At 31.8% G+C, this 24,877-nt stretch carries 22 protein-coding genes; 20 read left to right on the top strand and 2 right to left on the bottom strand.

What is annotated here, in order from left to right; genetic code table 11:
• The 20 genes from J4Q03_RS18705 to J4Q03_RS18610 all read left to right on the top strand — a co-directional run bounded on the left by J4Q03_RS18705 (position 1) and on the right by J4Q03_RS18610 (position 21,987).
• Positions 1-819, top strand: coding sequence for a polysaccharide biosynthesis/export family protein (locus J4Q03_RS18705; protein ID WP_426049632.1), 819 nt, complete (start codon positions 1-3; stop codon positions 817-819).
• Between the two features lie 72 nt (positions 820-891).
• On the top strand, positions 892-2,193 hold the full coding sequence (locus tag J4Q03_RS18700; RefSeq protein ID WP_426049631.1) for a nucleotide sugar dehydrogenase: 1,302 nt from the start codon (positions 892-894) through the stop codon (positions 2,191-2,193).
• A gap of 73 nt (positions 2,194-2,266) precedes the next feature.
• Entirely contained in the window at positions 2,267-4,624 is a 2,358-nt protein-coding gene (locus tag J4Q03_RS18695) for a GumC family protein (RefSeq protein WP_426049630.1), read from the top strand.
• Positions 4,624-5,622, top strand: a complete 999-nt coding sequence (locus tag J4Q03_RS18690; RefSeq protein WP_426049629.1) for a mannose-1-phosphate guanylyltransferase — start codon at positions 4,624-4,626, stop codon at positions 5,620-5,622. The genes J4Q03_RS18695 and J4Q03_RS18690 overlap by 1 nt, the downstream gene beginning before the upstream one ends.
• 16 nt (positions 5,623-5,638) lie before the next feature.
• Positions 5,639-7,087 carry a flippase gene (locus J4Q03_RS18685; protein WP_426049628.1) on the top strand — a complete coding sequence of 483 codons (1,449 nt, stop codon included), beginning with the start codon at positions 5,639-5,641 and terminating at the stop codon, positions 7,085-7,087.
• Positions 7,074-8,126, top strand: a complete 1,053-nt coding sequence (locus tag J4Q03_RS18680) for a glycosyltransferase family 2 protein (RefSeq protein WP_426049627.1) — start codon at positions 7,074-7,076, stop codon at positions 8,124-8,126. The genes J4Q03_RS18685 and J4Q03_RS18680 overlap by 14 nt, the downstream gene beginning before the upstream one ends.
• A complete protein-coding gene (locus tag J4Q03_RS18675) occupies positions 8,105-8,977 on the top strand; it encodes a glycosyltransferase family 2 protein (protein ID WP_426049626.1) in 873 nt (290 codons plus the stop codon). The genes J4Q03_RS18680 and J4Q03_RS18675 overlap by 22 nt, the downstream gene beginning before the upstream one ends.
• Positions 8,974-10,302, top strand: coding sequence for an O-antigen polymerase (locus tag J4Q03_RS18670; RefSeq protein ID WP_426049625.1), 1,329 nt, complete (start codon positions 8,974-8,976; stop codon positions 10,300-10,302). Before J4Q03_RS18675 ends, J4Q03_RS18670 begins: the two co-directional genes overlap by 4 nt.
• Positions 10,299-11,390 carry a glycosyltransferase family 4 protein gene (locus tag J4Q03_RS18665; protein WP_426049624.1) on the top strand — a complete coding sequence of 364 codons (1,092 nt, stop codon included), beginning with the start codon at positions 10,299-10,301 and terminating at the stop codon, positions 11,388-11,390. Before J4Q03_RS18670 ends, J4Q03_RS18665 begins: the two co-directional genes overlap by 4 nt.
• Positions 11,377-11,976, top strand: coding sequence for an acetyltransferase (locus J4Q03_RS18660; RefSeq protein WP_426049623.1), 600 nt, complete (start codon positions 11,377-11,379; stop codon positions 11,974-11,976). The genes J4Q03_RS18665 and J4Q03_RS18660 overlap by 14 nt, the downstream gene beginning before the upstream one ends.
• A gap of 18 nt (positions 11,977-11,994) precedes the next feature.
• A complete protein-coding gene (locus tag J4Q03_RS18655) occupies positions 11,995-13,128 on the top strand; it encodes an NAD-dependent epimerase/dehydratase family protein (protein ID WP_426049622.1) in 1,134 nt (377 codons plus the stop codon).
• Positions 13,129-13,134: 6 nt separating this feature from the next.
• Positions 13,135-14,418: a glycosyl hydrolase family 28-related protein gene (locus J4Q03_RS18650; RefSeq protein ID WP_426049621.1), complete on the top strand. Its 1,284-nt coding sequence runs from the start codon at positions 13,135-13,137 to the stop codon at positions 14,416-14,418.
• Positions 14,418-15,446, top strand: coding sequence for a hypothetical protein (locus J4Q03_RS18645; protein WP_426049620.1), 1,029 nt, complete (start codon positions 14,418-14,420; stop codon positions 15,444-15,446). The genes J4Q03_RS18650 and J4Q03_RS18645 overlap by 1 nt, the downstream gene beginning before the upstream one ends.
• Positions 15,447-15,448: 2 nt before the next feature.
• Entirely contained in the window at positions 15,449-16,348 is a 900-nt protein-coding gene (locus J4Q03_RS18640; RefSeq protein ID WP_426049619.1) for an NAD-dependent epimerase/dehydratase family protein, read from the top strand.
• Between the two features lie 4 nt (positions 16,349-16,352).
• Positions 16,353-17,315 (top strand): MraY family glycosyltransferase, encoded by a 963-nt coding sequence (locus tag J4Q03_RS18635; RefSeq protein WP_426049618.1) that lies wholly within the window; start codon positions 16,353-16,355, stop codon positions 17,313-17,315.
• A gap of 9 nt (positions 17,316-17,324) precedes the next feature.
• Positions 17,325-17,870: a dTDP-4-dehydrorhamnose 3,5-epimerase gene (gene rfbC, locus J4Q03_RS18630; RefSeq protein ID WP_426049617.1), complete on the top strand. Its 546-nt coding sequence runs from the start codon at positions 17,325-17,327 to the stop codon at positions 17,868-17,870.
• A 96-nt stretch (positions 17,871-17,966) separates the two neighbouring features.
• Positions 17,967-19,268, top strand: coding sequence for a 30S ribosomal protein S12 methylthiotransferase RimO (gene rimO / locus J4Q03_RS18625; protein WP_426049616.1), 1,302 nt, complete (start codon positions 17,967-17,969; stop codon positions 19,266-19,268).
• A gap of 381 nt (positions 19,269-19,649) precedes the next feature.
• Positions 19,650-20,303 carry a hypothetical protein gene (locus J4Q03_RS18620; protein WP_426049615.1) on the top strand — a complete coding sequence of 218 codons (654 nt, stop codon included), beginning with the start codon at positions 19,650-19,652 and terminating at the stop codon, positions 20,301-20,303.
• Between the two features lie 24 nt (positions 20,304-20,327).
• Positions 20,328-21,029, top strand: coding sequence for a hypothetical protein (locus J4Q03_RS18615; protein WP_426049614.1), 702 nt, complete (start codon positions 20,328-20,330; stop codon positions 21,027-21,029).
• Positions 21,030-21,615: 586 nt separating this feature from the next.
• Positions 21,616-21,987 carry a septal ring lytic transglycosylase RlpA family protein gene (locus J4Q03_RS18610; RefSeq protein ID WP_426049613.1) on the top strand — a complete coding sequence of 124 codons (372 nt, stop codon included), beginning with the start codon at positions 21,616-21,618 and terminating at the stop codon, positions 21,985-21,987.
• 53 nt (positions 21,988-22,040) lie between these two features.
• Here J4Q03_RS18610 and J4Q03_RS18605 read toward each other — a convergent pair whose 3' ends face one another.
• On the bottom strand, positions 22,041-22,805 hold the full coding sequence (locus J4Q03_RS18605) for an exodeoxyribonuclease III (protein ID WP_426049612.1): 765 nt from the start codon (positions 22,803-22,805) through the stop codon (positions 22,041-22,043).
• A gap of 405 nt (positions 22,806-23,210) precedes the next feature.
• Positions 23,211-24,755, bottom strand: a complete 1,545-nt coding sequence (locus tag J4Q03_RS18600) for a PglZ domain-containing protein (protein ID WP_426049611.1) — start codon at positions 24,753-24,755, stop codon at positions 23,211-23,213.
• Between the last annotated feature and the right edge of the window lie 122 nt (positions 24,756-24,877).

The following is a 24,877-nucleotide window of genomic DNA, read 5'->3' as shown; positions in this document are numbered from 1 at the left end:
ATGAAGAGTAAGATACTGGTAGTATTGACTGCATTTTGGTTGGTTTCTTGTAAAACTAATCCGAATGCAAAAAATGACCTAAATTATATGCAGAATATTGAGAAGGTGGCTGTTGAATCATCTTCTAGAAATTCTAGTAATACAATACAAAGTGGTGACCAGTTGGTGATATTGGTTACTGCTAAAGATATGGATGTAGTAAAGCCGTTTAATCAAAACTATTCTTCATCAGAACTTGTTCAGACAAATGCACTTGCAGGAGGTAATACACCTAATCAAGGTGCAAATACTATAGTAGGACCTACTTATATTGTAGACACGGAGGGGAATATTGATTTTCCAATACTGGGTAAACTCAATACATCAAATAAAACACTAGTCGATTTCAAAGAGGAATTAAGAAATAAAATGACACAGTATGTAATTAATCCTACTGTGAATGTAAGGTTTACCAATTTTAAAGTTACAGTTCTTGGAGAAGTAAACAGACAAGGAGACTATACTGTTTCAAATGGACAGGCTACTATTTTAAATGCATTAGGGTTAGCCGGAGATTTGACGGTGTATGGAAAAAGAGATGATGTTTTAGTTATTAGAACAGAAAACGGTAATGTTACACATGGAAAAATAAATTTATTGGATGCAAATTTGATTAATTCACCTTACTACAATCTAAAACAAGGAGATGCAATTATAGTTCCTGCTAATAATACTAAAGATATAATATCCAAACAAAACCCAAACACAGGAATATACCTGACAGCTGCTTCAATTGCAATAACTGCGGTTGCAGTTGTTGTAAGTTTAATAAAAAAATAGAAGTGAAACTTGAATAATCTAAAGTAAATATGCTTTATTTTTTTAAGATATCTTAGCAACTTAGAACACAAAATGAATGAGATTAGATCATATAAAATAGCAATTATTGGGCAGGGATATGTTGGTTTGCCTCTATCCTTAGAATTTTCAATTTATTTTCCGGTTTTAGGATTTGATATTAATACCGAAAGAATTGACCAACTTAATAATGGCATTGATGTAACCCTTGAAGCAGATATAAAAAAACTTAATGAGAGCTTAAAAAAATATGAAGATTCAAATAGCGAGATAGGTTATAAAGGGACTAGTGAATTGAATGATATTTCTCATTGCAATATTTTTATAGTAACTGTGCCAACACCAATTGATAAGTATAAAGCTCCTGATTTAAGCTCGTTAATTTCAGCTTCGAAAATGCTTGGGGAAATTATAAAGAAAGGTGATATAGTAATATTTGAATCGACTGTTTTTCCTGGTTGTACAGAAGAAGAATGTGTTCCTGTGCTGGAAAAATATTCTGAGTTAAAGTTCAATGAAGGCTTTTTTGTGGGATATTCTCCTGAAAGAATTAATCCAGGTGATAAAGTAAATACTTTAGCAAATGTAAAAAAGGTTACTTCTGGGTCTACAAAGGAAATAGCTGATGAGATAGATAATTTATATAAAAAAATTATTATAGCAGGAACTCATAAAGCGTCAAGCATCAAGGTAGCTGAAGCATCAAAAGCGATTGAAAATGCTCAAAGAGATGTTAATATTTCCTTCGTTAATGAGTTAGCATTAATATTTGATAGAATGGGAATTGATACTAATGATGTTCTCGAAGCTGCAGGTACAAAATATAATTTTCTTAAATACAAACCCGGATTGGTAGGCGGACATTGTATTTCTGTAGATCCATATTATTTAGCTCATAAGGCAGAGCAGTTAGGGTATTATCCAGATGTTATTTTATCCGGACGAAGAGTGAATGACTCGATTACGAAGTTCATAGCTTCGAAAGTGGTTAAATTATTAATATCAAAGAGTAAAGTTATTAAGAATTCACAAGCTTTAATTTTAGGGATAACATTTAAGGAAAATTGTCCTGATATCAGAAATACAAAAGTAATTGATATCTATAACGAATTGGAAGAATATGGAATAGAAGTAGATATTTTTGATCCATGGGCTAATAAACTGGAAGTTAAACAAGAATATGGCGTAGATATTTTAGATCGGATTCCGGATGATAAAAAATATGATTCTATTATCATTGCAGTATCCCATCAGGAATTCCTTACATTGGACTATAAGAAAATGAAAAAAGAAAATAGTGTTATTTTTGATACTAAAGCTTGTATTGATAGAAGTTTAGTAGATGCAAGACTGTAATCTAGAATAATAAACTAATCAATATCAGTTGCTAATATATAACAGAATAACTTGTAAAATTTAAAACTAAATAATGGATAACCCAGTTATTGAGGAATCAGAAAAAATTAATATTGAGGAAATAATTAAACCTTATTTAAAAAATTGGTTATGGTTTATTATTGTTCCTATAATTTCTTTAATTATAGCGTATTTTTATTTAAGGTTTGCCATACCTATATACAGTATTCAGTCATCGGTACTTATTAAAGATGCCAAAAAAGCAACTTCCGCAGCTGGAGATTTTGGTGTATTGTCAGATCTGTCAACATTGGGAGGAATGGGAACCAATAGTATTGATAATGAAATACAAATTTTTAAATCTAAAAAACTAATGCAGGAGGTTGTAAAACAGCTAAGACTGCAAACCTCTATCTACACAAAATATGGTTTAAAAGAAAAAGAACTTTATAAAAATACCTCTCCCATAGCTATTGAAGTAGTGAATGAAAAGCCTTTCACTAAAGTAGCTACAAAGCCAATTTCAATTGAAATTTCAGGAGAAAATATAACATTAAAAAGTGATGAGCTGCCTGAGATTAAAACTAGGTTTAATAAAGTCATAAGTCTTCCTTATGCTAATATCATAATTTTGAAAAATGCAAAGTTTAATAAATTAGAAGCAGGAGAATTAGGAGACCTATATATGACCTATTCAAGTATTGACGATGCTGTAAATCATATACAGAGAATACTAAATGTAGCCTTATTAAATAAAGATGCAACAGTAATAGGATTATCTTTGAATTATGCAAATATTTCTAAAGCTAAAGATATTGTAAATAAATTAGTAGAAGCTTATAATAATGATGCTATCTCAGATAAAAATTCAGAATCTAAAAAAACAAAAGATTTTATAGATGATAGGATCAATATTATATCAAATGAATTGGGCCAGGTAGAAAATGAAAAAGAAAAGTTCAAATCTAATAATCAGATTACAGATTTAGGAACAGAAGCAAAAATTAATCTTGAAGCTTCAGCAGAAGCTCGCGCAAAGCAAATTGACTTGGAATCTCAGCTTGAATTGACAAATGCATTGATCAATTTTATGGGTAAGCAGAATAATAGTCAGGTTTTGCCTACAAATATCGGTCTAAACAATACTACTGCCATTGCTAATATTTCTGCATATAATCAGTTGGTATTAGAAAGAAACCGATTGTTAGAAAATGCAACTCCCCAGAACCCATTAATTATAGACCTGAATAAGCAGATTTCATCTTTAAAAGGTTCTGTAATGGAAAGTCTGATTAAAAATAAGACTGGGATTCAGTTAGCTAAAAACCAATACGAAGGAGAACAAAATAAGATTAGTTCAAAAATCACTAAAATTCCTGCTCAGGAAAAAATGTTTAGGAGCATTGAGCGACAGCAACAGATAAAAGAAAGCCTATATCTCTTATTGTTACAGAAACGAGAAGAAACAGCTATTTCCTTAGCTGTTACAGCTAATAAAGCGAGAATTGTTGATTATGCTTATGCTTCACCTAAACCGGTTGCTCCGAAAAAGTTTTTTTTCTTAATAGCAGCATTAGTATTGGGACTTCTTTTACCTTTTATTGTTATTTATCTTAAAGAATTATTTAATAATAAAATTAAGACTAAACATGATTTAGAAAAACTTTCCCATGCATCTGTTTTAGGAGAACTTCCGAGTGTGGAGAAAGGAGATTCGGAGATTGTTCAGTTTAATGATTTATCGCCAATGGCAGAAGCCTTTAGAATTTTAATTACAAACCTTAACTTTTTGTTACCTAAAAGTAAGCAAAGTAAAGTAGTCTTTGTTACTTCTACAATCAAAGGTGAAGGAAAAACATTTGTATCAGTTAATTTAGCACTTACTTTAGCTACTCCAAGCAAAAAAGTAATTATCATCGGATCCGATATTAGAAACCCACAGCTTCAAAGATATAATCCTGCCAGGAAAGGTTTATTAGGGCTTACAGAGTATTTGTATGAGCCAAAAACTCAGCTTCAGGATATTGTTCATGTATCTACATTTAATCCTTATTTGGATGTTATTTATTCCGGAAGTATTCCCCCAAATCCTACCGAACTTTTAACTAATGGCAGATACGAAACCCTCTTGGAAGAGCTGAAGGATAAATATGATTACATTATTTTGGATACAGCGCCATTAATGTTAGTGACTGACACCTTCCTTTTTGCAGAAGCTGCTGATGTTACTTTATATGTAACAAGATCAGGATACACAGAAAAAACACTAATAGATTTTGCTAACAGTAGTATAGATTCCGGAAAAATCAGAAACGTAGGTTTTGTTTTAAATGATGTGAATAAAGATTATTTTGCATACGGAAACAAATATGGTTATGGTTACGGAGCGCATACAAAAAGCTGGTTGGAGAAATTGAAAGAAAAATTATAATGTCAAAAATTGTTAATGTAATTTTATCAGGAGGTGTTGGTAGCCGTCTTTGGCCATTGTCGCGAAAAAATAAGCCTAAACAGTATTTAAATATTTTTGGCAATAAATCTTTATTTCAACTTACAGCACTTAGAAATAAGAATTTGTCTGATTATATTTTAGTACTTGGTAATATTGATAATTATGTCCTGTCGGAAACAGCCCTTTCGGAAATTAGCATTGATCATTATCAGCAGATTATTGAAGCAACACCCAGAAATACTGCTGCTGCAATAGCATTGGCTGCATTTGCGGTAGATGATGAAGATATTTTATTGATTACCCCGTCAGATCACTTGATTGAAAATCAAGTGGAATATGACAAATCAATCAATGAAGCAATACAATTAGCCAAAGATGGTTATCTGGTTACTTTCGGATTGGTTCCTACACGGCCAGAGACTGGTTTTGGGTATATTCATGTGAAGGGAAATGATGTGTTGAGCTTTAGAGAGAAACCAAATTTAGAAACGGCTCAGCAATTTCTCGATAGTGGAAATTTTCTTTGGAATTCCGGAATGTTCTGCTTCAAAGCTAAAATATTTTTAGAAGAGCTGAGAAAATATCAACCGGTGGTTTTTGAGACCTCAAAAAAAGCATTTGAAAAATTACATGATAATCAGCTTCCTCTAGAAGAAAGTATGGAAATTCCCTCTATATCTGTAGACTATGCTGTAATGGAAAAAACAACACGGTTAAAAGTTGTTAAATCTGATTTCAATTGGTCAGATATGGGGTCTTTTGAATCTCTTTATGATTATCTGAAAGCTAATGGAAAGCCAACAGATAAACATGGTAATATGGTAATTGGGACAGATATTCACACTGAATTTTTAGGAATAAAAAAAAGTATTCTTATAATTACGAGTGATGCAATATTGGTTTTGAAAAAAGATAAATCACAAAGAGTAAAAGATGTATATGAGCAACTGTTTGTCAATAAAATGGAGCTTTTATAAAATTTAAATTTTTTCAATGACTGTTTTTAAAAACTATATTTTCAATTTTTTGCTTCTTACAAGCCAATTATTGTTTCCATTAATTGTAATGCCCTATACAAATAGAATTTTGGGCCCTAAAACAGTTGGTATATTTAATCTTGTCGATAATTTTGCTCAATATTTTATCACAATTGCCGCGTTAGGAATTTCTGTTTATGGAGTTCGAGAAATCTCAAAAGCGAAGTTTGTTTCAAAACAAAATCTAAATGAAACTTTCTCAGAACTTATAAGTATCAATAGTATTTTGACTGTTTTCGTTTTAATTGTATACTTTTTTTTTGTTTTTTTTAATCCAACTGTTAAGGCTAATCAGACTTATTATTTAATAGGGAGTATTCAGGTATTGGTTGGCGTTTTCTCATTAGAATGGTTCTTTCAAGGTACAGAAAATTTTAAATTTATTGCGGTTAGGACACTTATAGTAAAAATTATCAGTATAGTAGCTGTTTTTCTTTTTGTAAAAAATGCTTCTGATGGTCTTATTTATTACTTTATTACAGTTTTAACATTTGTCCTGACATCAATTTTAAATATTATTTTTATCAATAAAACGATTGAGTTTAGACTGCCTTCAATAAAAAATCTTAAGAAGCATTTATCCCCATTACTTACTTTCTTTACTACTAAATTTATGATTAGTATTTATGTTACTATGACTACTATTTTATTGGGTTTTTTAAGTACTGAACAAGGTGTGGGATATTTTTCCTTAGCTTTTCGGGTTTTTAATATAGTTGTAATTTTGGTGTCATCACTTACAACAGTTGTATTATCAAAAACAGCAATTATGGTAACTGAGGATAGAAAAGCTTTCCAAGACCTAATTAGTAAAATTGTTATTTTTAATATTTTTATGGGTTTACCTGCTGCAATTTTGGTTAATTTATATGCCAAAGAATTTATATATGTTTTAGGAGGGAAATCATTTGAACCTGCTGTTTTTTCTTTAAAGTTTTTTTCTGTTCTTATCTTTGTAATTCCATTTAGTAATTTATTTGCATTAAACATTTTAACGCCTCTAAAAAAAGAAAATGATTTTCTGAAAGCAACTATTATAGGAACTATTATAAGTCTAATCCTCAATTTCTCTTTAATTCCTTCGAAAGGTTATTTAGGGGCGACATATGCATTTTTAACTACAGAAATAATAGTTTCACTATCATTGTTCTATTATGCTTATAAGAGACAAAAATTTAATTTACATTTATCTTTTCTGTTGAAAACTTTTGTGGCTAGTAGTTTTTTTATCCCCATATATTATTTTCTTCCAGATATTAATATATTACAACGGTTAATATTAGGTATGTTTACATCAGGTGTATTTTATTTATTATTTCAAGTATTTATTATAAAGGATTCAATTATTATTTACTATATCAAGCCATTTTTGAAAATAAAACTAAATCAAAATGAGAAGAAATAATAATACTTATATATCTGTTGTTATTCCATGTTATAATGTAGAGCGTTTTCTCCATACGGCATTAGATTCAATTCTCAATCAAACTTATCCATATTTTGAGGTTATATGTATTGATGATTATTCAAGTGATAAAACATTAGAAATTTTAAAACTCTATTCAGAAAAAGATGAGAGAATAAAGGTATTTCGAAATGAAGAAAACTTAGGTGTAACCGCTACAAGAAATTTGCTTATTAATTATTCACAATATGAATATGTATTATTTATGGATTCGGATGATATATCTGATATTCAGCGTATTCAAAAGTTAGTAGAAGAGAAGGATAAGTATAATGCCGACATTGTTTCTTCTAATTATACCTTTATTGATGAGTATGGTAGCCCACTTAAAACGAATGGATTAGATCTATTGAAGACTAGATTAGGAATAAAATTTGTAACATTTTTCAATTCCCCAATTCCTCATGCACCCTCGCTAGTTAGAAAAAAACTGCTCACAGATAATAATTATAATGAGAATTATAAAGCTGCTGAAGACTATAAGCTATTTTCAGATTTAATTTGTAATGAAGAGCTAAATGTTAGAATTCTTGACGAATCATTATATCTATATAGAATAAATCAAATGGGCATGTCAATGTCAAACAATCATTCACAAATAGAAAGTCATATTAGAATTGCAACGGAGTTTATTTGTAAAGAGTTTGGGAAGTGTGATAATTATGATTTTTGGAGACTTTCGAAATTTGATATATCTTTAGAAGTATTATCTCGAAGTCATATAATATCTTCCTTGAAACAAATTAATCAAATTAGGGTATTGTTTGTAAACAAATATAGCCTCTCAAAACAAGAGAGGGAAGAAGTAGATAGATATACGGCTCAGTATTATATTTTCAGCTATTATAGTTTGCTTAAACAAGCATTTAAAAATAAAAAAATTATCAAAGCTTTAAGTTGTATTTCTATAAGTTTTATAAACAATATTAATATATTAATAAATGTTAAAAATATAAAATGGATGATCAAGAAAATATAAAATTATCAATAGTAATACCCACAGTGGGTCGCACAAAAGAATTAGATAATCTATTGGAATCAATAGAAAAAGCTAAGCTGGATTTTCGATATGAGATAATCATTATTGATCAAAATGATAAGTGTTTTTTAGATAATATAGTAAATAAATATAATGGAAAGCTACCAATTATTCATGAAATAGTTTCTTTAAAAGGATTATCTAGAGCAAAAAATCAAGGAGTTAAGTTAGCCTCGGGACAATTTATAAGTTTTCCAGATGATGATAGCAAAATTTTACACGATACATACCAAAATGCTTTTGTAGAAATTGAAAATAATAATCTTGATATGGTATTTGGAAAATGTATTGATGAGAAAGGAGTAGATAGTGTTTTAAATTTCAAAAAAGAATCAACTTTTCTTAATCAACAAAATATGTTAGGAGGTTTTGTTGAAGCTACTGTAATAAGTAAGATAGATATATTGAAAAAATGGAATTTTGATGAAAACATGGGAGCTGGGTGTTTCTTTGGAGCTGAAGAAGGGTATGATTGGTTGTACAGAATTCTCACAGAAGGTACTTCCTTGAATATAATGTTTTCGCCTAGAATTCAATTTTTTCATCCTCAGGTAATTTTATCTAAAGGTGATGAAAATTCTTTAAATCGTGTATTTAAATATCGATGTGGGACTGCATATCTTTGTGTAAAACATAATTTTAAATTTAAGTTAAAAAAAAGAATTTGGCTTAGCCGTATTGCTTCTTTTATCTACTATCTACTGGATAGAAAAAAAGCAAGCTACTATAATGTAGAAAAAAATGCATTGCAACTAGGTAAAGAATTTGCTAAACTAAAACTAAATAAATGAGACTATTCAAAAAGCTACTTTCATCCTTTGGGATATTTCAGTACTTTGTATTAATAATATGCTATTTGTTTTTAGTTGTATATAAAAATGATACATTATTAATTCTAGCATTTTTTTATAGTTTGTTTTTGGGTTTTTTTGTCATTAAAAATAGAGTTGATTATTTATTAGCAAATGGAAATGCATTAATATTTCTTATATTTCTCTTTTTATATGGAATTTTTCAGGCTATGATAGAGAAAATACTAAATGGTGAAATATCAGATAACGTTTATATATCCACTATAGTTTATGCTTCAGCAGTTCCAGCCTATATAATAGGTTGGTCTTTTAATAAGAAAGAACAATATGATAAATTGTACGAGACTAATATTAAAGAATATAAAAATAATAATGGATATAATCTTTTTCTTATAATTGTACTACTTATTCTAATTGGTTATGTTACGTATTTTTTCTATTCTATAGGTGCTCTTTTTAATCCATCGGTAATGGAGAAGGATCGTTCAACTTTATTCGAAGAAAGAGGAATGGGTAGCATTGTGATTGGATTGCTCATCTCGGGGATATTTTTATATTTTATTTACTATTTTAAGAAAATTCCCAAAAAAACTCGATATTTTGTTATAGCAATTTTGATATATTATATTTTGTTACAAGTTAGTGCGGGAAATAGAAGAGATTTTATGCCAATGCTTTTAGGTGTTTTTTGGGTAATTGTCAATATTCGTAAAACGAAATTTACATTTTCTTTGTTAGTTGGTCTCTTAATAGCAATATCAGTTTTTCAGTACCTAGGTACAATTCGAAGTAATTTATCCTCTGGATTAACGAATGCTTCAAATGAAGAGAATATCAGTAATACTTTACAAAGTAATGAATTTGTTTATCCATTTTATACATTAAGTTTTGATCTTGAAAATTATCAAAATAATCAATTAGATTTAAAATACGGTGAATCCTATTTGTATCCCATAATTTTTTTCATTCCTAGAAATATGTATCCAGAAAAACCATATTCTCTAGCTGATCAATTTATCAAAAGAAATTTTGGAAGTAGATATACAATGGGATTTGCATACACTCCTGTAACGGAAGCATTTGTAAACTTTGGATATGTAGGTCCATTTTTCTTTTATTTATTTTTAGGCTTTTTAATTAATAAGGTTGCGAATAGAAAGAATCAAGTTTTAAATTTTATCTTTTTTACCATGATTCTTGATTTAAGTAGGGGAGAATCAGGTACGTTTTTCTATCAATTTTTTTTCGTTTCATTATTTTTGCTTATAATACCAGGTATAATAAAATTAATTCAAATGAAATGAAAATCGTATTCGATAATATCATATATTCACTTCAAAACTCTGGAGGAGGCTCGGTTTACTGGACGGAACTTATAAAAAGATTCAGTGCGGACAAAAGATTGGATGTTGTATTTTATGAACAAAAAGAACCCAATTATAATATTTTTAGAAGAGAGCTTTCACTTCACAATGTAGAAAAAGAGACGTTTCTAAGTTTAAAGATTAGGAGATATTTGAACTTCACAAGACCAATACAGGAAAAGAGTATATTTCATTCCAGTTATTTTAGGATTTCAAAATCAAAATATGCTATCAATGTAACAACGATACACGATTTTACAACTGAAAAATTTAGGACTGGTTTAGCCCGTTGGGTGAATTTACAACAAAAAAAACATGCCGTTTTGAACTCAGATGGTATTATTTGTATTTCGGAAAATACCAAAAAAGACCTTTTGCATTTTGTTCCGAATTTAGATCCTAAAAAAATTAGAGTTATTTACAACGGTGTAAGTAATGACTTTTTCAAAATAAATGAGAATTTTGAAATTTCACAGAAAAGTCCAAAATTTGAAGCTCTTGAAAATTACAAATATTTACTCTATATAGGTCATAGAACAGAGTATAAAAATTTCCCTATCGCAGTTAAAGCAGCTGCGAAAGTTAAGGATAAGTATAAACTAGTAATTATAGGAGAGCCATTTAATGATGATGAAAAATTGTGCGTTGAATCTTTATTGGGCTCAGAATATATTCAGGTTTCAAGACTAAATAATGAGGATCTGAATTTTTTATATAATAAAGCGTTTGTGCTTCTATACCCATCATTATACGAAGGATTTGGCATTCCTTTAGTGGAGGCTATGAAAACACATTGCCCGGTTATTGCAAGTAAAAACTCTTCAATACCGGAAGTCGCTGGAGATGCAGCCATATTGTATAATGAAATCAATGAAAATTTGATGGCTGAAGGAATTTTGAAATTAGAGGACGAATTATTTAGAAGAGAATTAATTCAAAAAGGAATTTTACAATTCCCTAAATTTGACTGGGACAAAACTTATTTGAAATATCTGGAATTTTATAAAGAATTGTATGATGGGAGGTAAGCTGACACAATATGGAATTTGGGGATTATGCAAAATGACTTTGAATCTGATTAGAACTAAATTTACCTTTTCAGATGCTCGTATCATTCGTTTTCCAATAGATATTCGTGGTAAAAAGTTCATTAAAGTTTCAAAAGGTTTTACAACAGGTGTAGGATGCAGGATAGAGGCATATCCGGAAAATAAGCAACCCACTTTATTCTTTGGTGAGAATTTTCAGATGAACGATTATGTTCATATAACGGCAATGGAAAAAGTGGAAATAGGGAATAATGTCTTATTTGCAAGTAAAATTTATGTGTCCGACTGTTCACATGGAAGCTATGCGGGAAATGAAAATGATTCTTCTCCAGATTCAATTCCACATGATAGAAAATTATTTTCAAGGCCAGTTATCATTGAAGATAATGTTTGGTTAGGGGAATTTGTTTCTGTCTTACCCGGTGTAATTATAGGGAAGGGTACAATTGTAGGTGCCAACTCGGTGGTTTCAAAAAGTTTACCTGCAAATGTTATTGCAGTGGGAACTCCAGCGAAACCCATAAAAAAATATAATTTTGAAACCCAGCGTTGGGAAAAAATATAATGATAATAAATACAAATTATGAAAAATATATTAATTACAGGTGGAGCAGGTTTTATAGGCTCTAATTTAGCATTAAAGCTGATTGATAAAGGCTATAATATTACGGTTTTAGACAACCTTTCTCCACAAATTCATGGTGAAAACCCTGCGGAAACTTCCCCGTTGTATCTTAGCATTAAAGACAAGGTTAAATTTATTTTAGGCTCAGTAACCAGTGAGAAAGATTGGAAAAAAGCCTTAGAAGGTCAGGATGCTATCGTTCATTATGCTGCCGAAACAGGTACGGGACAATCCATGTACGAAGTAAAAAAATATATTGATGTCAATATTGGTGGAACTGCTATTCTTTTAGATTTATTGGTCAATATAAAACACAATATTAAAAAAGTAGTGGTGGCTTCTTCCCGTTCTATTTATGGAGAAGGTAAGTACATCAGTCAAGAGCTAGGTGCAGTTTATCCAACACAGCGTACTGCAGATTATATGGACAAAGGGGATTTTGAAGTGAAATACCCTGGTTCTTCTGCTCTTACTTTGGTCGGAACCGACGAAACGTCAAAAATTCATCCGTCATCTGTTTATGGTATTACAAAACAAAATCAAGAACAGATGGTTCTTACAGTTTGTCCTACAATTGGTATCGCTGGTGTTGCATTCCGCTACCAAAATGTTTATGGACCCGGCCAATCCCTGAAAAACCCATATACAGGAATTCTTTCTATTTTTTCGACACAAATTAAGAACGGAAACGCAATCAACATTTTCGAAGACGGAAAAGAAACCAGAGATTTTGTTTTCATTGATGATGTGGTAGATGCTACCATTTTAGGTTTGGAGAAAGAGGAAGCTGACAACCATGTTTTCAATGTAGGAACTGGTGTCGCAACTAATGTTTTGGAAGTGGCCAATGGTTTAATCAGAAACTACGGTGTTGATGTTTCGGTAACGGTTTCAGGAAATTATCGGTTAGGAGATATTCGTCACAATTACGCTGATTTAACGAAAATTAACTCTTTATTAGGGTTTGAGCCGAAAGTGAGTTTTGAGCAAGGTCTAAAGAGATTCACAGAATGGGTAAATACTCAGGAAGTGCAGGAAGACAAATACCAAAAGTCGATTGATGAGATGAAAGCTAAAGGTTTATATAAATAGATTATTTTGAAAACAGTTGCCTTAATTCTTATTTTATTTTTAAATTCAATAGGATTATCCGGACAAATTTTGTCGGTGAAAGAATTTAATGCGAAGGGGGATGGTATTACTGATGATACCAAAGCTATTCAGAATGCGTTAAATAGTGGTAAGCCAATACGTTTTGAACAAGGAGTTTACTTAGTGAAAACTTTAGTTGTTCCTTATAATTTTAAAGGTTTAAGTATCGAAGGTGTTGGTTTCAATCATTGGCACAATGATGTAGGGACAGTACTAAAATCAATAGGAAATGAGCCTATATTGAAATTTGTGGACGGCTGTGATTGGGTGAAAATTTCAAATTTACGATTCGACGGCAATAATATAGGTGGAATTGGTATTGATGGAACTTTTGGTGGAGGATTGATTATTGATAATGTTGGATTCTACAATTTTTCAAGCATTGGTCTAAAGTCGCGGCAAGGTTTGCTCAGAATTAATAATTCTTTTTTTTCAAAAAATAAAGTTGGAGTAGAGTTATTTTCAGATAGCACTATTACTAATACTGAAATTACTGGAGGAGATATCTGTCTTAAAATTGTTGCAGGTGGAAACAGACTCTCCAATATTTGGCTAAATAGTGCAAATGAGTGTTTACTTCTATTAAAACCGTTAGATGAAAAAACAGGGCATCAAAATACATCTATTACAAATGCATATATCGGCGAACTATATAATAATGGTCGGGAAGCTTACCAGATAAGAATTGAAGGTAATAAAATTAAAAGAGTTCAACAGATTCAAATTACAAATTCTTTTTTTGTACATGCAACAGATACAAAAAGTATTAATAGCTTCTTTTATTTAAATAATTGTGATGAAATTATTATTAGTAACTCAAATTTTCTTGGCCGCTATACCTATTATAATAAAAACTCCTATACAAAAAATTTCATTGTTGGTGAGAACAGTAATAATATTAAGATAATTGGTAATATTGTTAAAGGAATAAATCAGGAAGCTATAATAATTAGGAGTGGTGCTTATGACTGGAGTATATCAAACAATGATTTTATAGATTGTGCTGGTCTTAATAATATAAATGCCGTAATTAAGGTGATTCCTAATTCTAGATCAATTATTACAAATAATAAATTTTTAGATTATAGGAATACGCCAAACGTAGTAGCGTTGCAAGTTGATAAATCAGAAGGTATACTTTTTAAAGATAACTATATTTATTATCCAAATAAAAGTATTATTGTTGATTCTAAAAATGTGGAAATTTCACAAACTAATAATTATAGATAATGAATTTAAAAGAAAAAAACATACTTTTAATTTCGGTTAAATTTTTTAATTATGAAGTTCTTATCAAGAATGAGCTTGAAAAAATGGATGCCACGGTTACTTTATTTGATGAACGGCCTTCCAATTCATTTTTAAGCAAAGCGATTATCCGTATAAAAAAAGAAATGTATTCTGTTAAAATCAATCAGTATTTTAACGAAATAATTGAAAAAATAAAACATAAAAAGTATGATTATTTCCTTTTGATAAAAGGAGAAGCTACACCAAAGTTTTTTCTTGATTTTTTAAAAGCCAATAATCCGGGCATCAAATTTATTTTCTATACCTATGACTCATTCAAGAATAATTCGAATGGGCTGGAGATTTTAAGTCATTTTGATGATAAATTCACTTTTGACAGTCAAGACGCTGTTAGGTATCAGATGAGTTTCAGGCCATTGTTTTTTGCTCAGGATTACGGAGGCCTTAACGGAAGTAATAAAAACTTTCAATATGATCTGGCTTTTATTGGAACCGCACACTCCGATCGTTATTCAATCAGTGAAAAAGCCAAAGCTTGGTGTAATGCTCATCAGTTAAAGATGTTTACATTTTATTATTCTCCCAGCAAGCTTCTTTTTAAATATAGAAGAGTAACAGATAAGAATTTTAAAAACTTTGATTACAATAAAATTTCGTTCAATAGTCTTTCTCATCACAAAATAGTTGATGTCTATAAGAATACTAAAGTGATTCTTGATATCAACCATCCGGGACAGGATGGCCTTACAATGAGAACCTTTGAAACGTTAGGTGCCGGTAGAAAATTAATTACTACCAATCCTAAAATAAAAAAGTATCCTTTTTATGATTCGCAGAATATCTATATCATAGAAAGAGAAGAAATAAAATTTAACGAAAGCTTTTTCCGGTCTGATTTTAAAGAAATGAATTCTGAAGTTAGAGAAAGCATGTCTTTAAGGGGATGGATTAATGAAGTATTCGGTCTTTCATCTATTAAACACTGGGAACAGGTTTTAAAACAGTAATTATGAATATAGCCGTTTTAGGAGGTTCCGGTTTTGTAGGGAGAAATCTAATGAAATTGAGATTGATGAATGCTGAAATTCAGACAGTATCATTAAGGAATATTTACTGGAAGGAAGCTGTAGGCTTAGCAGATATTATGATTAACCTTGTGGGCAAAGCACATGATCATGAAGGAACTGTATCTGAAGAAGATTATTCTTTTGCCAATGTGGAATTGGTAAAAGAAATATTTGATACTTTTACTAAATCGGATGCCAGGCTTCTTATTCACGTAAGCTCAATTGCTGCCGTTGAAGAATTTGAATCTGAAGAACCTTTGAAAGAAGAATCTATCTGTAATCCGTTTTCTTTATATGGCAAAACTAAAAGACAGGCAGAAGAATGGCTTCTACAACAGATCCTTCCCGAAAATAAAAAAGTGATTATTCTGAGACCTCCCATGATTCATGGGCCTGGGGATAAAGGAAACTTAGGATTACTCTATAAAATAATTTCTAAGGGACTTCCATATCCGTTGGCATCTTTCGACAATAGCAGATCTTTTCTGTCCGTTGATAATTTCTGTTTTTTTATATCGGAAATTATTAAAAATGAGAATGAGATGGAAACAGGGATTTATCATATTTGTGATGACGAGCCGGTTTCAACCAAAGAAATTATTAATATTATAAAGAAGATTACGAATAAAAAGACACCCAATCTATCTATTCCTAAGATATTCATACAAGGAATTGGAAGAGTAGGAGATATCTTACCTCTTCCCATCAATACAAAAAGATTGAAAAAGATGACCGGAAGTCTTATCGTTTCAAATGAAAAAATTAAAAAGGCATTAAAAATTACAACCCTTCCTGCTTCAGCGCATGAAGGCCTTGAAAACACAATAAAAAGTTTCGTTTAAAACCATGGAATACATTTTCGTCGCTGTTATACTGTTTATTTCAATTTTGATATATTTCAAAATAGCCAATAAATATAATATTATAGATAAACCCAACCACAGAAGTGCACATACTCAGGTTACCTTAAGAGGAGGAGGAATTATTTTTCCTGTAGCATTTATTATCTTTTGTTTGTTTAACCTTAATGAAGCCATACAGGATTACTGGTCCTTTGGATTGGGACTTTTGGCTATTTGCACTATTAGTTTTATTGATGATATTAAAACTTTATCAAATAAAATCAGGCTTTTGGTTCATTTAATTTCAGTAATTCTGCTTTTGTATTTTACAGCAGCTTTTAGCCTAATGCCTTTTGGGGCTTGGCCTATTTTATTTATCATGATAATAGGAACTTTGAATGCTTATAACTTCATGGATGGAATTAATGGAATGACAGGCATCTACAGTCTTATAACGTTAGGATCATTAGCATATATTAATAAAGATATTATCCAGTTTACAGATGAAAATTTTATCATATATCCAATTTTAGCATGTTTAGTCTTTTTATTTTTTAACTTTAGGAAAAAAGCGAAATGTTTTGCAGGTGATGTTGGAAGTATGGGAATTGGCTTTTGGGTAATTGGCCTTATTACTCTCCTCATTATGAGAACTGGAGAGTATAAATACATTCTATTACTTTCAATTTACGGAATGGAAGTAGTCCTTACAATTATTGAAAGGATATTATTGAAAGAGAATATTTTTGAAGCACACAGACGGCACTTATACCAGCTTTGGGCCAACGAGAAAAAAGTTTCACACTTAATAATAAGTTCAGTTTATGCTGTTTGTCAGCTATTAATCAATATATTTTTAATTTATTTACAATTTCCAATTTGGGTTGTAATTTTAATTATATTTATTCCGTTTGGAGGAATATATTTGGGACTAAAATGGAAACTAAAAAAAGAATATAATTTATAGAAACATAAAATGAAAATAAAAGAAACACCCTTAAAAGATTGCTATATCATCGAGCCCACAATTTTTGAAGATGATAGAGGATACTTCTTTGAAAAATTTAATGAAAAAAAATTTGAAGAACTAACGGGAATGAACGGTCATTTTGTTCAGGATAATATTTCGAAATCTTCATATGGTGTGCTTCGTGGAGTTCATCTTCAGAAAGGAGAACATGCTCAGGCAAAACTGGTATCATGCCTGGAAGGAAAGGTTTTTGATGTAGCTGTTGATCTGAGAAAAGATTCGCCAACATTCGGAAAATGGTTCGGAGTTGAACTGACACCAGAAAATAAGCTTCAGCTTTATGTACCCCGTGGTTTCGGACATGGTTTTTCAGTTTTAAGCGAAACAGCTGTCTTTTCGTATAAATGTGATAACTTTTACAATAAAGATTCTGAAGGTAGTGTTATATGGAATGATCCGGATTTGAATATTGATTGGAAGCTTCCAAACGGAGCAATCATCCTTTCTGAAAAAGATAGGATACTCCCTAAGTTTTCCGAACAAAACTTTTAAATAATATATTGAAAAACCACTTTGCTGAAGTGGTTTTTATTTTTTAAGTCTAACTCTTTTATTATTTTGTATCTTTGCACACTCAAAATCAAAACGATGCGCACAAAATCTGTAGGGAAGAAGAAAATCAATGTGGTTACGCTAGGATGCTCCAAGAATGTATATGACTCTGAAGTATTAATGAGCCAGCTGAAAGCCAATGGAAAAGAAGTGGTTCACGAAGACCGCGGGGATATTGTAGTGATCAATACATGCGGATTTATTGATAATGCTAAAGAAGAATCGATCAATACAATTCTTGATTATGTAGACGCAAAAAACAGAGGCGAGGTCGAAAAAATTTTTGTTACAGGCTGTCTTTCCGAAAGATACAAGCCGGATCTTATTAAAGAAATTCCGGATGTAGACCAGTATTTTGGAACAAGAGACCTGCCTATTCTTCTAAAGCACCTTGGTGCAGATTACAAACACGAACTGGTAGGAGAGAGACTGACAACAACTCCCAAGCATTATGCATATCTTAAGATTTCAGAAGGCTGTGACCGGCCATGTTCCTTCTGTGCAATTCCTTTAATGAGAGGCGGGCACATATCTACACCTATCGAAAAACTGGTTTTAGAGGCTCAAAAGCTGGCAAAAAAAGGAACAAAAGAGATTATTCTTATCGCTCAGGATCTTACTTATTATGGTCTTGACCTTTATAAAAAACGGGCGCTTGGAGAACTTTTAAAAGAACTGGTAAAAGTTGAAGGGATCGAATGGATCCGTCTTCACTATGCTTTTCCGAGTGGTTTTCCAGAAGATGTTCTTGATATCATCCGTGAAGAACCTAAAGTCTGCAATTATATTGATATTCCTCTTCAGCATATTAATTCTGATCTGTTGAAATCAATGAAACGCGGAACTACCCATGAAAAAACCAATGCTTTACTGGCTAAATTCAGAGAAAAAGTTCCGGATATGGCTGTTAGAACTACCTTGATTGTAGGTTATCCGGGAGAAACTGAAGAAAGATTTCAGGAGCTGAAAGATTGGGTAAGAGAGCAGAAATTTGACAGGCTGGGGTGTTTTACCTACTCCCATGAAGAAAATACAGGAGCTTATGTATTGGAGGATAATATTCCACAGGAAATAAAAGAAGCAAGAGTGGAAGAGATTATGGAACTTCAATCGCAGATTTCTTGGGAGAAAAACCAGGAAAAGATTGGAAAAACATTCAGATGTATATTTGACAGAAAGGAAGGTAATTATTTTATCGGCAGAACAGAATTTGATTCACCTGATGTAGATAATACAGTTTTAGTTTCAGCTGATGAAACTTACATTTCTATAGGGGAATTTGCTGAAGTGAAAATTACTTCCGCAGAAGAATTTGACCTGTATGGAGAATTGGTCTAACAAACTGTTTCTATTGTAATTATAATAATTGTATGGTTTTCGCACATAATTGAAAATATTAATAAAATTTAACACGATTAAAATAAATATTGATTTGATGATGTGTTTGATTTTCAAATAGTTGTGGTTTTACTTAATTAAACCTTTTTATTTTTTTTATATAAAATGAATAAATTTGAAAATTATATCTTAAATTTGCGCAATAAGCAATGTTTTAAAATCAAATGCTTCAATGAGTTGCCTCTCCAATAAAGCTGAAAATATAGTTAATCTTAATGGTTAGCACAAGTTGGGATGCATTTACGATTTGCAAAAATTGATGGAAATAATGTAATTTAAAATCTTTAAAAACTTATGAAAAAATTTTTATTAACAGCGACAATGCTCGTTGGCCTTTCGGCCGTTTCCAAGGCTCAGACAACGGGGCGTGTAGGTATTAACACAACCACACCAGCCGCAACATTAGATGTAGTAGCCAATACTACTGATAATGCCAGACCTGATGCCTTACTAGTCCCTCGTATGTCAAGAGCTGAATTAGCAGCTAAAGATGCGGCTTATGTAGCTGCTCAAAATGGAGCCCTTACCTTTGTCACCACTTTAGATGGTACTGCAGCTGGTAAGACAATAAATGTAATTGGAACTGGCTTCTATTACTATGATGCTCCAAATTCTGTTTGGGTTGCTGTAGGTGGTGGTGGTTCAACACCTCCAAACTTCCAGATTCAGAAAGGTAGACTTCACTCTGTAAATGCTCCTATTACATGGGCAGCGGATGATTATTCTGTCGTTACTACTGCTATGGGATCAACTAGCCAGTTATTATTGCCTGCAGCCACGTCACTGCCATTACACTCAGTAAGATGTGTATCTGCGAATGGCCCAGGTAACGTGGGTTGGGATCCGGCAGCGGTTCCAGGTATCACTAGAGGAATGAATAATATACCATCAACGATAACTTCAGGTGGATCTTTCTGCTTTATTGTAGTGAGTAATGCTGGTGTAAATAACTGGGGTATTCTTTCAGGTAGATAATAACAATCATTAAATTTTAGACAGATGAAAAAAATCATATTAGCACTGTTTGTATCACTAGGTACATTGGCAAGTGCACAGGCTTTATCTAACGGTGCGATTGCAAACACTTTCCCTAATGAAAACATCTTCTTAGATGCTTCAACAAATAACAATGCTGCAGTAAATGACGGTAAAGGTCTATTGTTTCCTACAACAGATCTAACAGCTTTTACATTTAAGGTAGCTAGTTTAGATGGTATTAATTTCCCTTCTGCTTATGATGGCATGATAGTTTTTAATATTGGTGTTGGTAACACGCTTACAAATGATGGTGTTGTTTCTACACCAGTAAGCCGTGGTTTCTATTACTTTGATAACCCTAATAAAAGTACTGATGTTACCGGAGGTAGATGGTTACCAATTGGAGGAGGGAATGCTAAATTCGATGTAACCACTGCTGAAACAGCTACAAATACATTAGTAAATAACTCTCAGGTATATGCTATTAAAGGAACATTTACTGCAACGGGTTCTTCAACAGCTGTAAATATCCCATCTCCGTCAGGGATGACTGCTTTATATGGTATCACCATTTATAGAGCAGGTACAAACACTGTTTATGACAGAAGCTTGTATTCTTATACCATTGCAACTACTGCAGGAAATGCAATTACAGGTTCGCCAAGTATGTCAGTGGTTTACCCTTCTGGAACATATGACTATGTAATAGAATATTTAAAGTAAAATAATAACTTATTATATACTTAAACCAATGAGCAATCATTGGTTTTTTTGTTTATAAGGGTGAATAAGTATAACGGGAAATCTTTAGTATTCAAAACTCATTTGGTACTTCATTTGGATATAATAATAAGAATGCAAGGATCTAGTACTATTTTAAATTATTGGAATTCGAAGTTAGTTTTCATTCTACTGTTAAAACCATTGTTAAAATAAGTATAGAGTGATATACATTTATGCTCCTATTGACTTCTAATAAACAGTTCTATTCATTTAATATCATAAGATTTTTGGTTTTGATAAATAGCTGTGGTCATTATTTAAATTTTTTCACAAATATGTAAATAATTGATTATTAACTACTTATTTAATTTGTGTTTTAGTTTTTTTTGGTAATAAGTTAATTATGTTAACTTTTAACTTGTTTTTTTAACGTTTTTTAACAGTGGTACTTAAAACCCCTGTCAATAGGCACTTACAGGTCTTGTTAACATGTAATTAAGATTATGTTAACGGTTTTTAACATATGGAGTAGGGACTTTACAACATTCCTTATACTTTTGCTCCGTCAAAACCAATAAAATTCAAGATGATGAAAAGATTCATTCTCGTAATCATAATGATGATTTCAACCCTAGGTGTTTATTCTTTTACAGGTAACACATTAGATGCGAAGAAAACAAGTTATGCATCGTACTACCACGATAAGTTTAATGGTAGAAAAACAGCAAGCGGAGAGATCTTTAGTAATTCAAAGTTTACCGCTGCAAACAGAACGCTTCCGTTTGGAACTAATATTAAAGTTACCAATCTGAACAATGGAAAGCAGGTGATAGTGAAGATCAATGATAGAGGGCCTTTCCATGCATCAAGAGCATTAGATATTTCTAAAGCTGCGTTCGATGAAATCGGGGATATCAGTCGTGGTACCATTCCGGTTGAATATGAAATTGTCGACTAAATTTATGATTTAAATTTATAAAAGCCAGCTAGTACAGCTGGCTTTTTGTTATGCTAAATATTTAATTCCAATAAAGCCGGGCAATGATCGGAATGGACAGCCTCTTTCAGAATTACCGCCCGTGAGAGCTTATCTTTCAAAGTATAGGTTGCGAAATTATAATCCAGTCTCCACCCTTTGTTCTTGGCCCTCGAGTTCTGCCTGTAGCTCCACCATGTATAATTGTCAGGTTCATTATTAAAAAACCGGAAACTGTCAATCAGTTCACATTCTTCAATAAAACTGGTCATCCATTCCCTTTCCATTGGCAGGAAGCCGGAAACATTCTTTAAACGGACCGGATCATGAATATCAATAGCCTGATGGCATATATTGAAATCACCCGAAATAATAAGGTTAGGAATCGTTTTTCTTAACTCCTTTATATAAGCCAGGAAATCATGGCAGAACTGCATTTTGAAATCCAGCCTTTCAATATTACTCGCAGAAGGAACGTAGACTGAAATTACAGAGTATCCGTCAAAATCTGCACGGATGATCCTGCCTTCATTATCATAGCTTTCGATACCGCATCCGTATTCAATATGATTGGGCTTGATTTTTGAGGCAATTCCGACGCCGCTGTAGCCTTTTCTTACTGCAGAATGCCAATAACTGTGATAGCCTATTTTTTCGAGGCTTTCAATATCTATCTGGTCGTTTCCTGCCTTACTTTCCTGGATACAGGCAATATCCGGGTCAGCAGTCTTCAGCCAGCCCAAAAAGTCTTTTGTAAAGGCAGCCCTGATTCCGTTAACATTATATGTGATTAACCTCATGAGTTTTTATAAAATTTAAAGTGTTCCTTATATTTTGATGGAATAAATTCAATGATATCATAATCTGTAACCTGATGAATTTAAAAAGGATCTCTTTTGATGATCTTTCCAATTTCATTCTTTGAACCTGCATTGGCAAAAATAATTTCTCCCGTTTTCGGTTCTTTCCTTCCGGAAGCAGTGAAAGTTTTGAAACCGGAATGCTTTTCGAGAAACCATTGTGTGCCGGAATGAAACGCTCACATTTCCCAAGGAAGTGTATAGATCAGAAAATAATAAACATTGTTTTTGGCTAAGATAAGAACTCTTGAAGATTATTAAAAGAGAGGAACAAAAAAAGAAGCGGCAAAAATCATTCGATTTTTGCCGCCTTAAACCCAAAATTTAAATAAACTATGAAAAAAACTACTTGGGTTCTAAAATACTGATAGGAATAATACACTCTTCCAGTGAAATTCCTCCATGTTGGTAAGTCTCTTTATAGTAATTCACAAAGTGATTGTAATTTTTTGGATAAGCCAGGAAAATATTATTCTTTGCAAAAATATATTTTGAGCTTAAATTTCCTTTTGGCAGAAACAGTTTTTCAGGGTTGGTAACAGCCCATACATCACTGTCGTCATAGGTTAAGCTCTTTCCTGTTTTATAACGGATATTCGTTGATGTTTCCCGGTCACCTACTACTTTGCTGGGCTTTTTAACATATACCGTTCCGTGATCTGTGGTAATTACAAGTTTATAACCGCTTTCTGCTGCTGCTTTAATGATTTTCAGTAATGATGAATTTTCAAACCAGTTAAAGGTAAGAGATCTGAACGTTTTATCATCACGGATCAGCTGATCTACAATATGATTATCTGTTTTGGCATGAGAAAGGATATCAATAAAGTTGTAAACAATGACCAGAAGATCATTGCTTTTATGCTGGTTGAAATCATCATAAATCTTACGTTCAAAATCTGCATTCAGTACTTTGAGATACTTCATAGATTTGGATCCCAAACCAATTCTTTTCATTTGATCTTCAAGGAAATCGCGTTCAAACTCATTTTTATTTCCCTCTTCATTATCATTGAACCATTTATCAGGAAATCGCTTCTCAATTTCAGACGGCATCAGTCCTGCAAAGAAAGAATTTCTTGCATACTGTGTAGCAGTAGGAAGGATACTGTAATAGTAATCTTCCGAAATTTTATTGTAGTATTTTGTGAATAACGGCTCAATAACTTTCCACTGGTCAAAGCGGAGATTATCCACCATAAGAAGAAGAACTTTTTCTTTCTCTACCTCAGGCTTTACTTTTTCCTTGAAAAGCGTATGGCTCATTAAGGGCTTGTCAGAATCTGTAAGCCAGTTTTCGTAATTTTTTTCAATGAATTTGGCAAACTGGATATTCGCTTCCTCTTTCTGTGATTGCAGAAGATCCGAAAATTCATTATCCGCTACCTTATCAAATTTAATCTCCCAGCTCAGGATTTTCTTATAATATTCTGCCCATTCCTGATAGGTTCTGATATAAGAAAGTTCCATAGACAGGCTTCTGAATTCCTGCTGGTACTGAAGAATTGTTTTCTGCTCTACAAGATTATCCTCCTGAAGATTCTTTTTTAACGATAATAAAATCTGGTTAGGGTTTACCGGCTTTAGAATGTAATCAGCAATCTGAGATCCAATCGCTTCTTCCATAATATGTTCCTCCTCACTTTTTGTCACCATCACAATCTTTAAGGAATTATCTTTTTCCTTGATCATGGGAATGGCTTCCAATCCCGAAATGCCGGGCATATTTTCATCAATAAGTGTTAATGCGAATTTCTCCGAATCCATAAGTTCCAGAGCTTCATTCACGTTGTTAACAGGGGTTACCTGGTAACCTTTTTTTTCTAAAAATACGATATGGGGTTTGAGTAAATCTATTTCATCATCTATCCATAATATCTTTTCCGACATAATTTATTTTTTTACATGGTTATTGCATCAAAATGTTGACCAATTCCTTTTAAATTCTCACAAATTAGAGACAACAAAAGTTAAATATTAGTTAAATGAAAATCCTGCTCATTATTACTGAT

It is taken from the genome of Chryseobacterium sp. NFX27, assembly GCF_049887855.1.
Classification (GTDB): domain Bacteria; phylum Bacteroidota; class Bacteroidia; order Flavobacteriales; family Weeksellaceae; genus Chryseobacterium.
This window is presented reverse-complemented; position numbering and strand designations above follow the sequence as displayed.

Bases quoted from the DNA above. Each gene is read 5' to 3' on its own strand.
- J4Q03_RS18705 (WP_426049632.1), top strand. From the start codon at position 1: ATGAAGAGTAAGATACTGGTAGTATTGACTGCATTTTGGTTGGTTTCT.
- J4Q03_RS18700 (WP_426049631.1), top strand. From the start codon at position 892: ATGAATGAGATTAGATCATATAAAATAGCAATTATTGGGCAGGGATAT.
- J4Q03_RS18695 (WP_426049630.1), top strand. From the start codon at position 2,267: ATGGATAACCCAGTTATTGAGGAATCAGAAAAAATTAATATTGAGGAA.
- J4Q03_RS18690 (WP_426049629.1), top strand. From the start codon at position 4,624: ATGTCAAAAATTGTTAATGTAATTTTATCAGGAGGTGTTGGTAGCCGT.
- J4Q03_RS18685 (WP_426049628.1), top strand. From the start codon at position 5,639: ATGACTGTTTTTAAAAACTATATTTTCAATTTTTTGCTTCTTACAAGC.
- J4Q03_RS18680 (WP_426049627.1), top strand. From the start codon at position 7,074: ATGAGAAGAAATAATAATACTTATATATCTGTTGTTATTCCATGTTAT.
- J4Q03_RS18675 (WP_426049626.1), top strand. From the start codon at position 8,105: ATGGATGATCAAGAAAATATAAAATTATCAATAGTAATACCCACAGTG.
- J4Q03_RS18670 (WP_426049625.1), top strand. From the start codon at position 8,974: ATGAGACTATTCAAAAAGCTACTTTCATCCTTTGGGATATTTCAGTAC.
- J4Q03_RS18665 (WP_426049624.1), top strand. From the start codon at position 10,299: ATGAAAATCGTATTCGATAATATCATATATTCACTTCAAAACTCTGGA.
- J4Q03_RS18660 (WP_426049623.1), top strand. From the start codon at position 11,377: ATGATGGGAGGTAAGCTGACACAATATGGAATTTGGGGATTATGCAAA.
- J4Q03_RS18655 (WP_426049622.1), top strand. From the start codon at position 11,995: ATGAAAAATATATTAATTACAGGTGGAGCAGGTTTTATAGGCTCTAAT.
- J4Q03_RS18645 (WP_426049620.1), top strand. From the start codon at position 14,418: ATGAATTTAAAAGAAAAAAACATACTTTTAATTTCGGTTAAATTTTTT.
- J4Q03_RS18640 (WP_426049619.1), top strand. From the start codon at position 15,449: ATGAATATAGCCGTTTTAGGAGGTTCCGGTTTTGTAGGGAGAAATCTA.
- J4Q03_RS18635 (WP_426049618.1), top strand. From the start codon at position 16,353: ATGGAATACATTTTCGTCGCTGTTATACTGTTTATTTCAATTTTGATA.
- rfbC (WP_426049617.1), top strand. From the start codon at position 17,325: ATGAAAATAAAAGAAACACCCTTAAAAGATTGCTATATCATCGAGCCC.
- rimO (WP_426049616.1), top strand. From the start codon at position 17,967: ATGCGCACAAAATCTGTAGGGAAGAAGAAAATCAATGTGGTTACGCTA.
- J4Q03_RS18620 (WP_426049615.1), top strand. From the start codon at position 19,650: ATGCTCGTTGGCCTTTCGGCCGTTTCCAAGGCTCAGACAACGGGGCGT.
- J4Q03_RS18615 (WP_426049614.1), top strand. From the start codon at position 20,328: ATGAAAAAAATCATATTAGCACTGTTTGTATCACTAGGTACATTGGCA.
- J4Q03_RS18610 (WP_426049613.1), top strand. From the start codon at position 21,616: ATGATGAAAAGATTCATTCTCGTAATCATAATGATGATTTCAACCCTA.
- J4Q03_RS18605 (WP_426049612.1), bottom strand. From the start codon at position 22,805: ATGAGGTTAATCACATATAATGTTAACGGAATCAGGGCTGCCTTTACA.
- J4Q03_RS18600 (WP_426049611.1), bottom strand. From the start codon at position 24,755: ATGTCGGAAAAGATATTATGGATAGATGATGAAATAGATTTACTCAAA.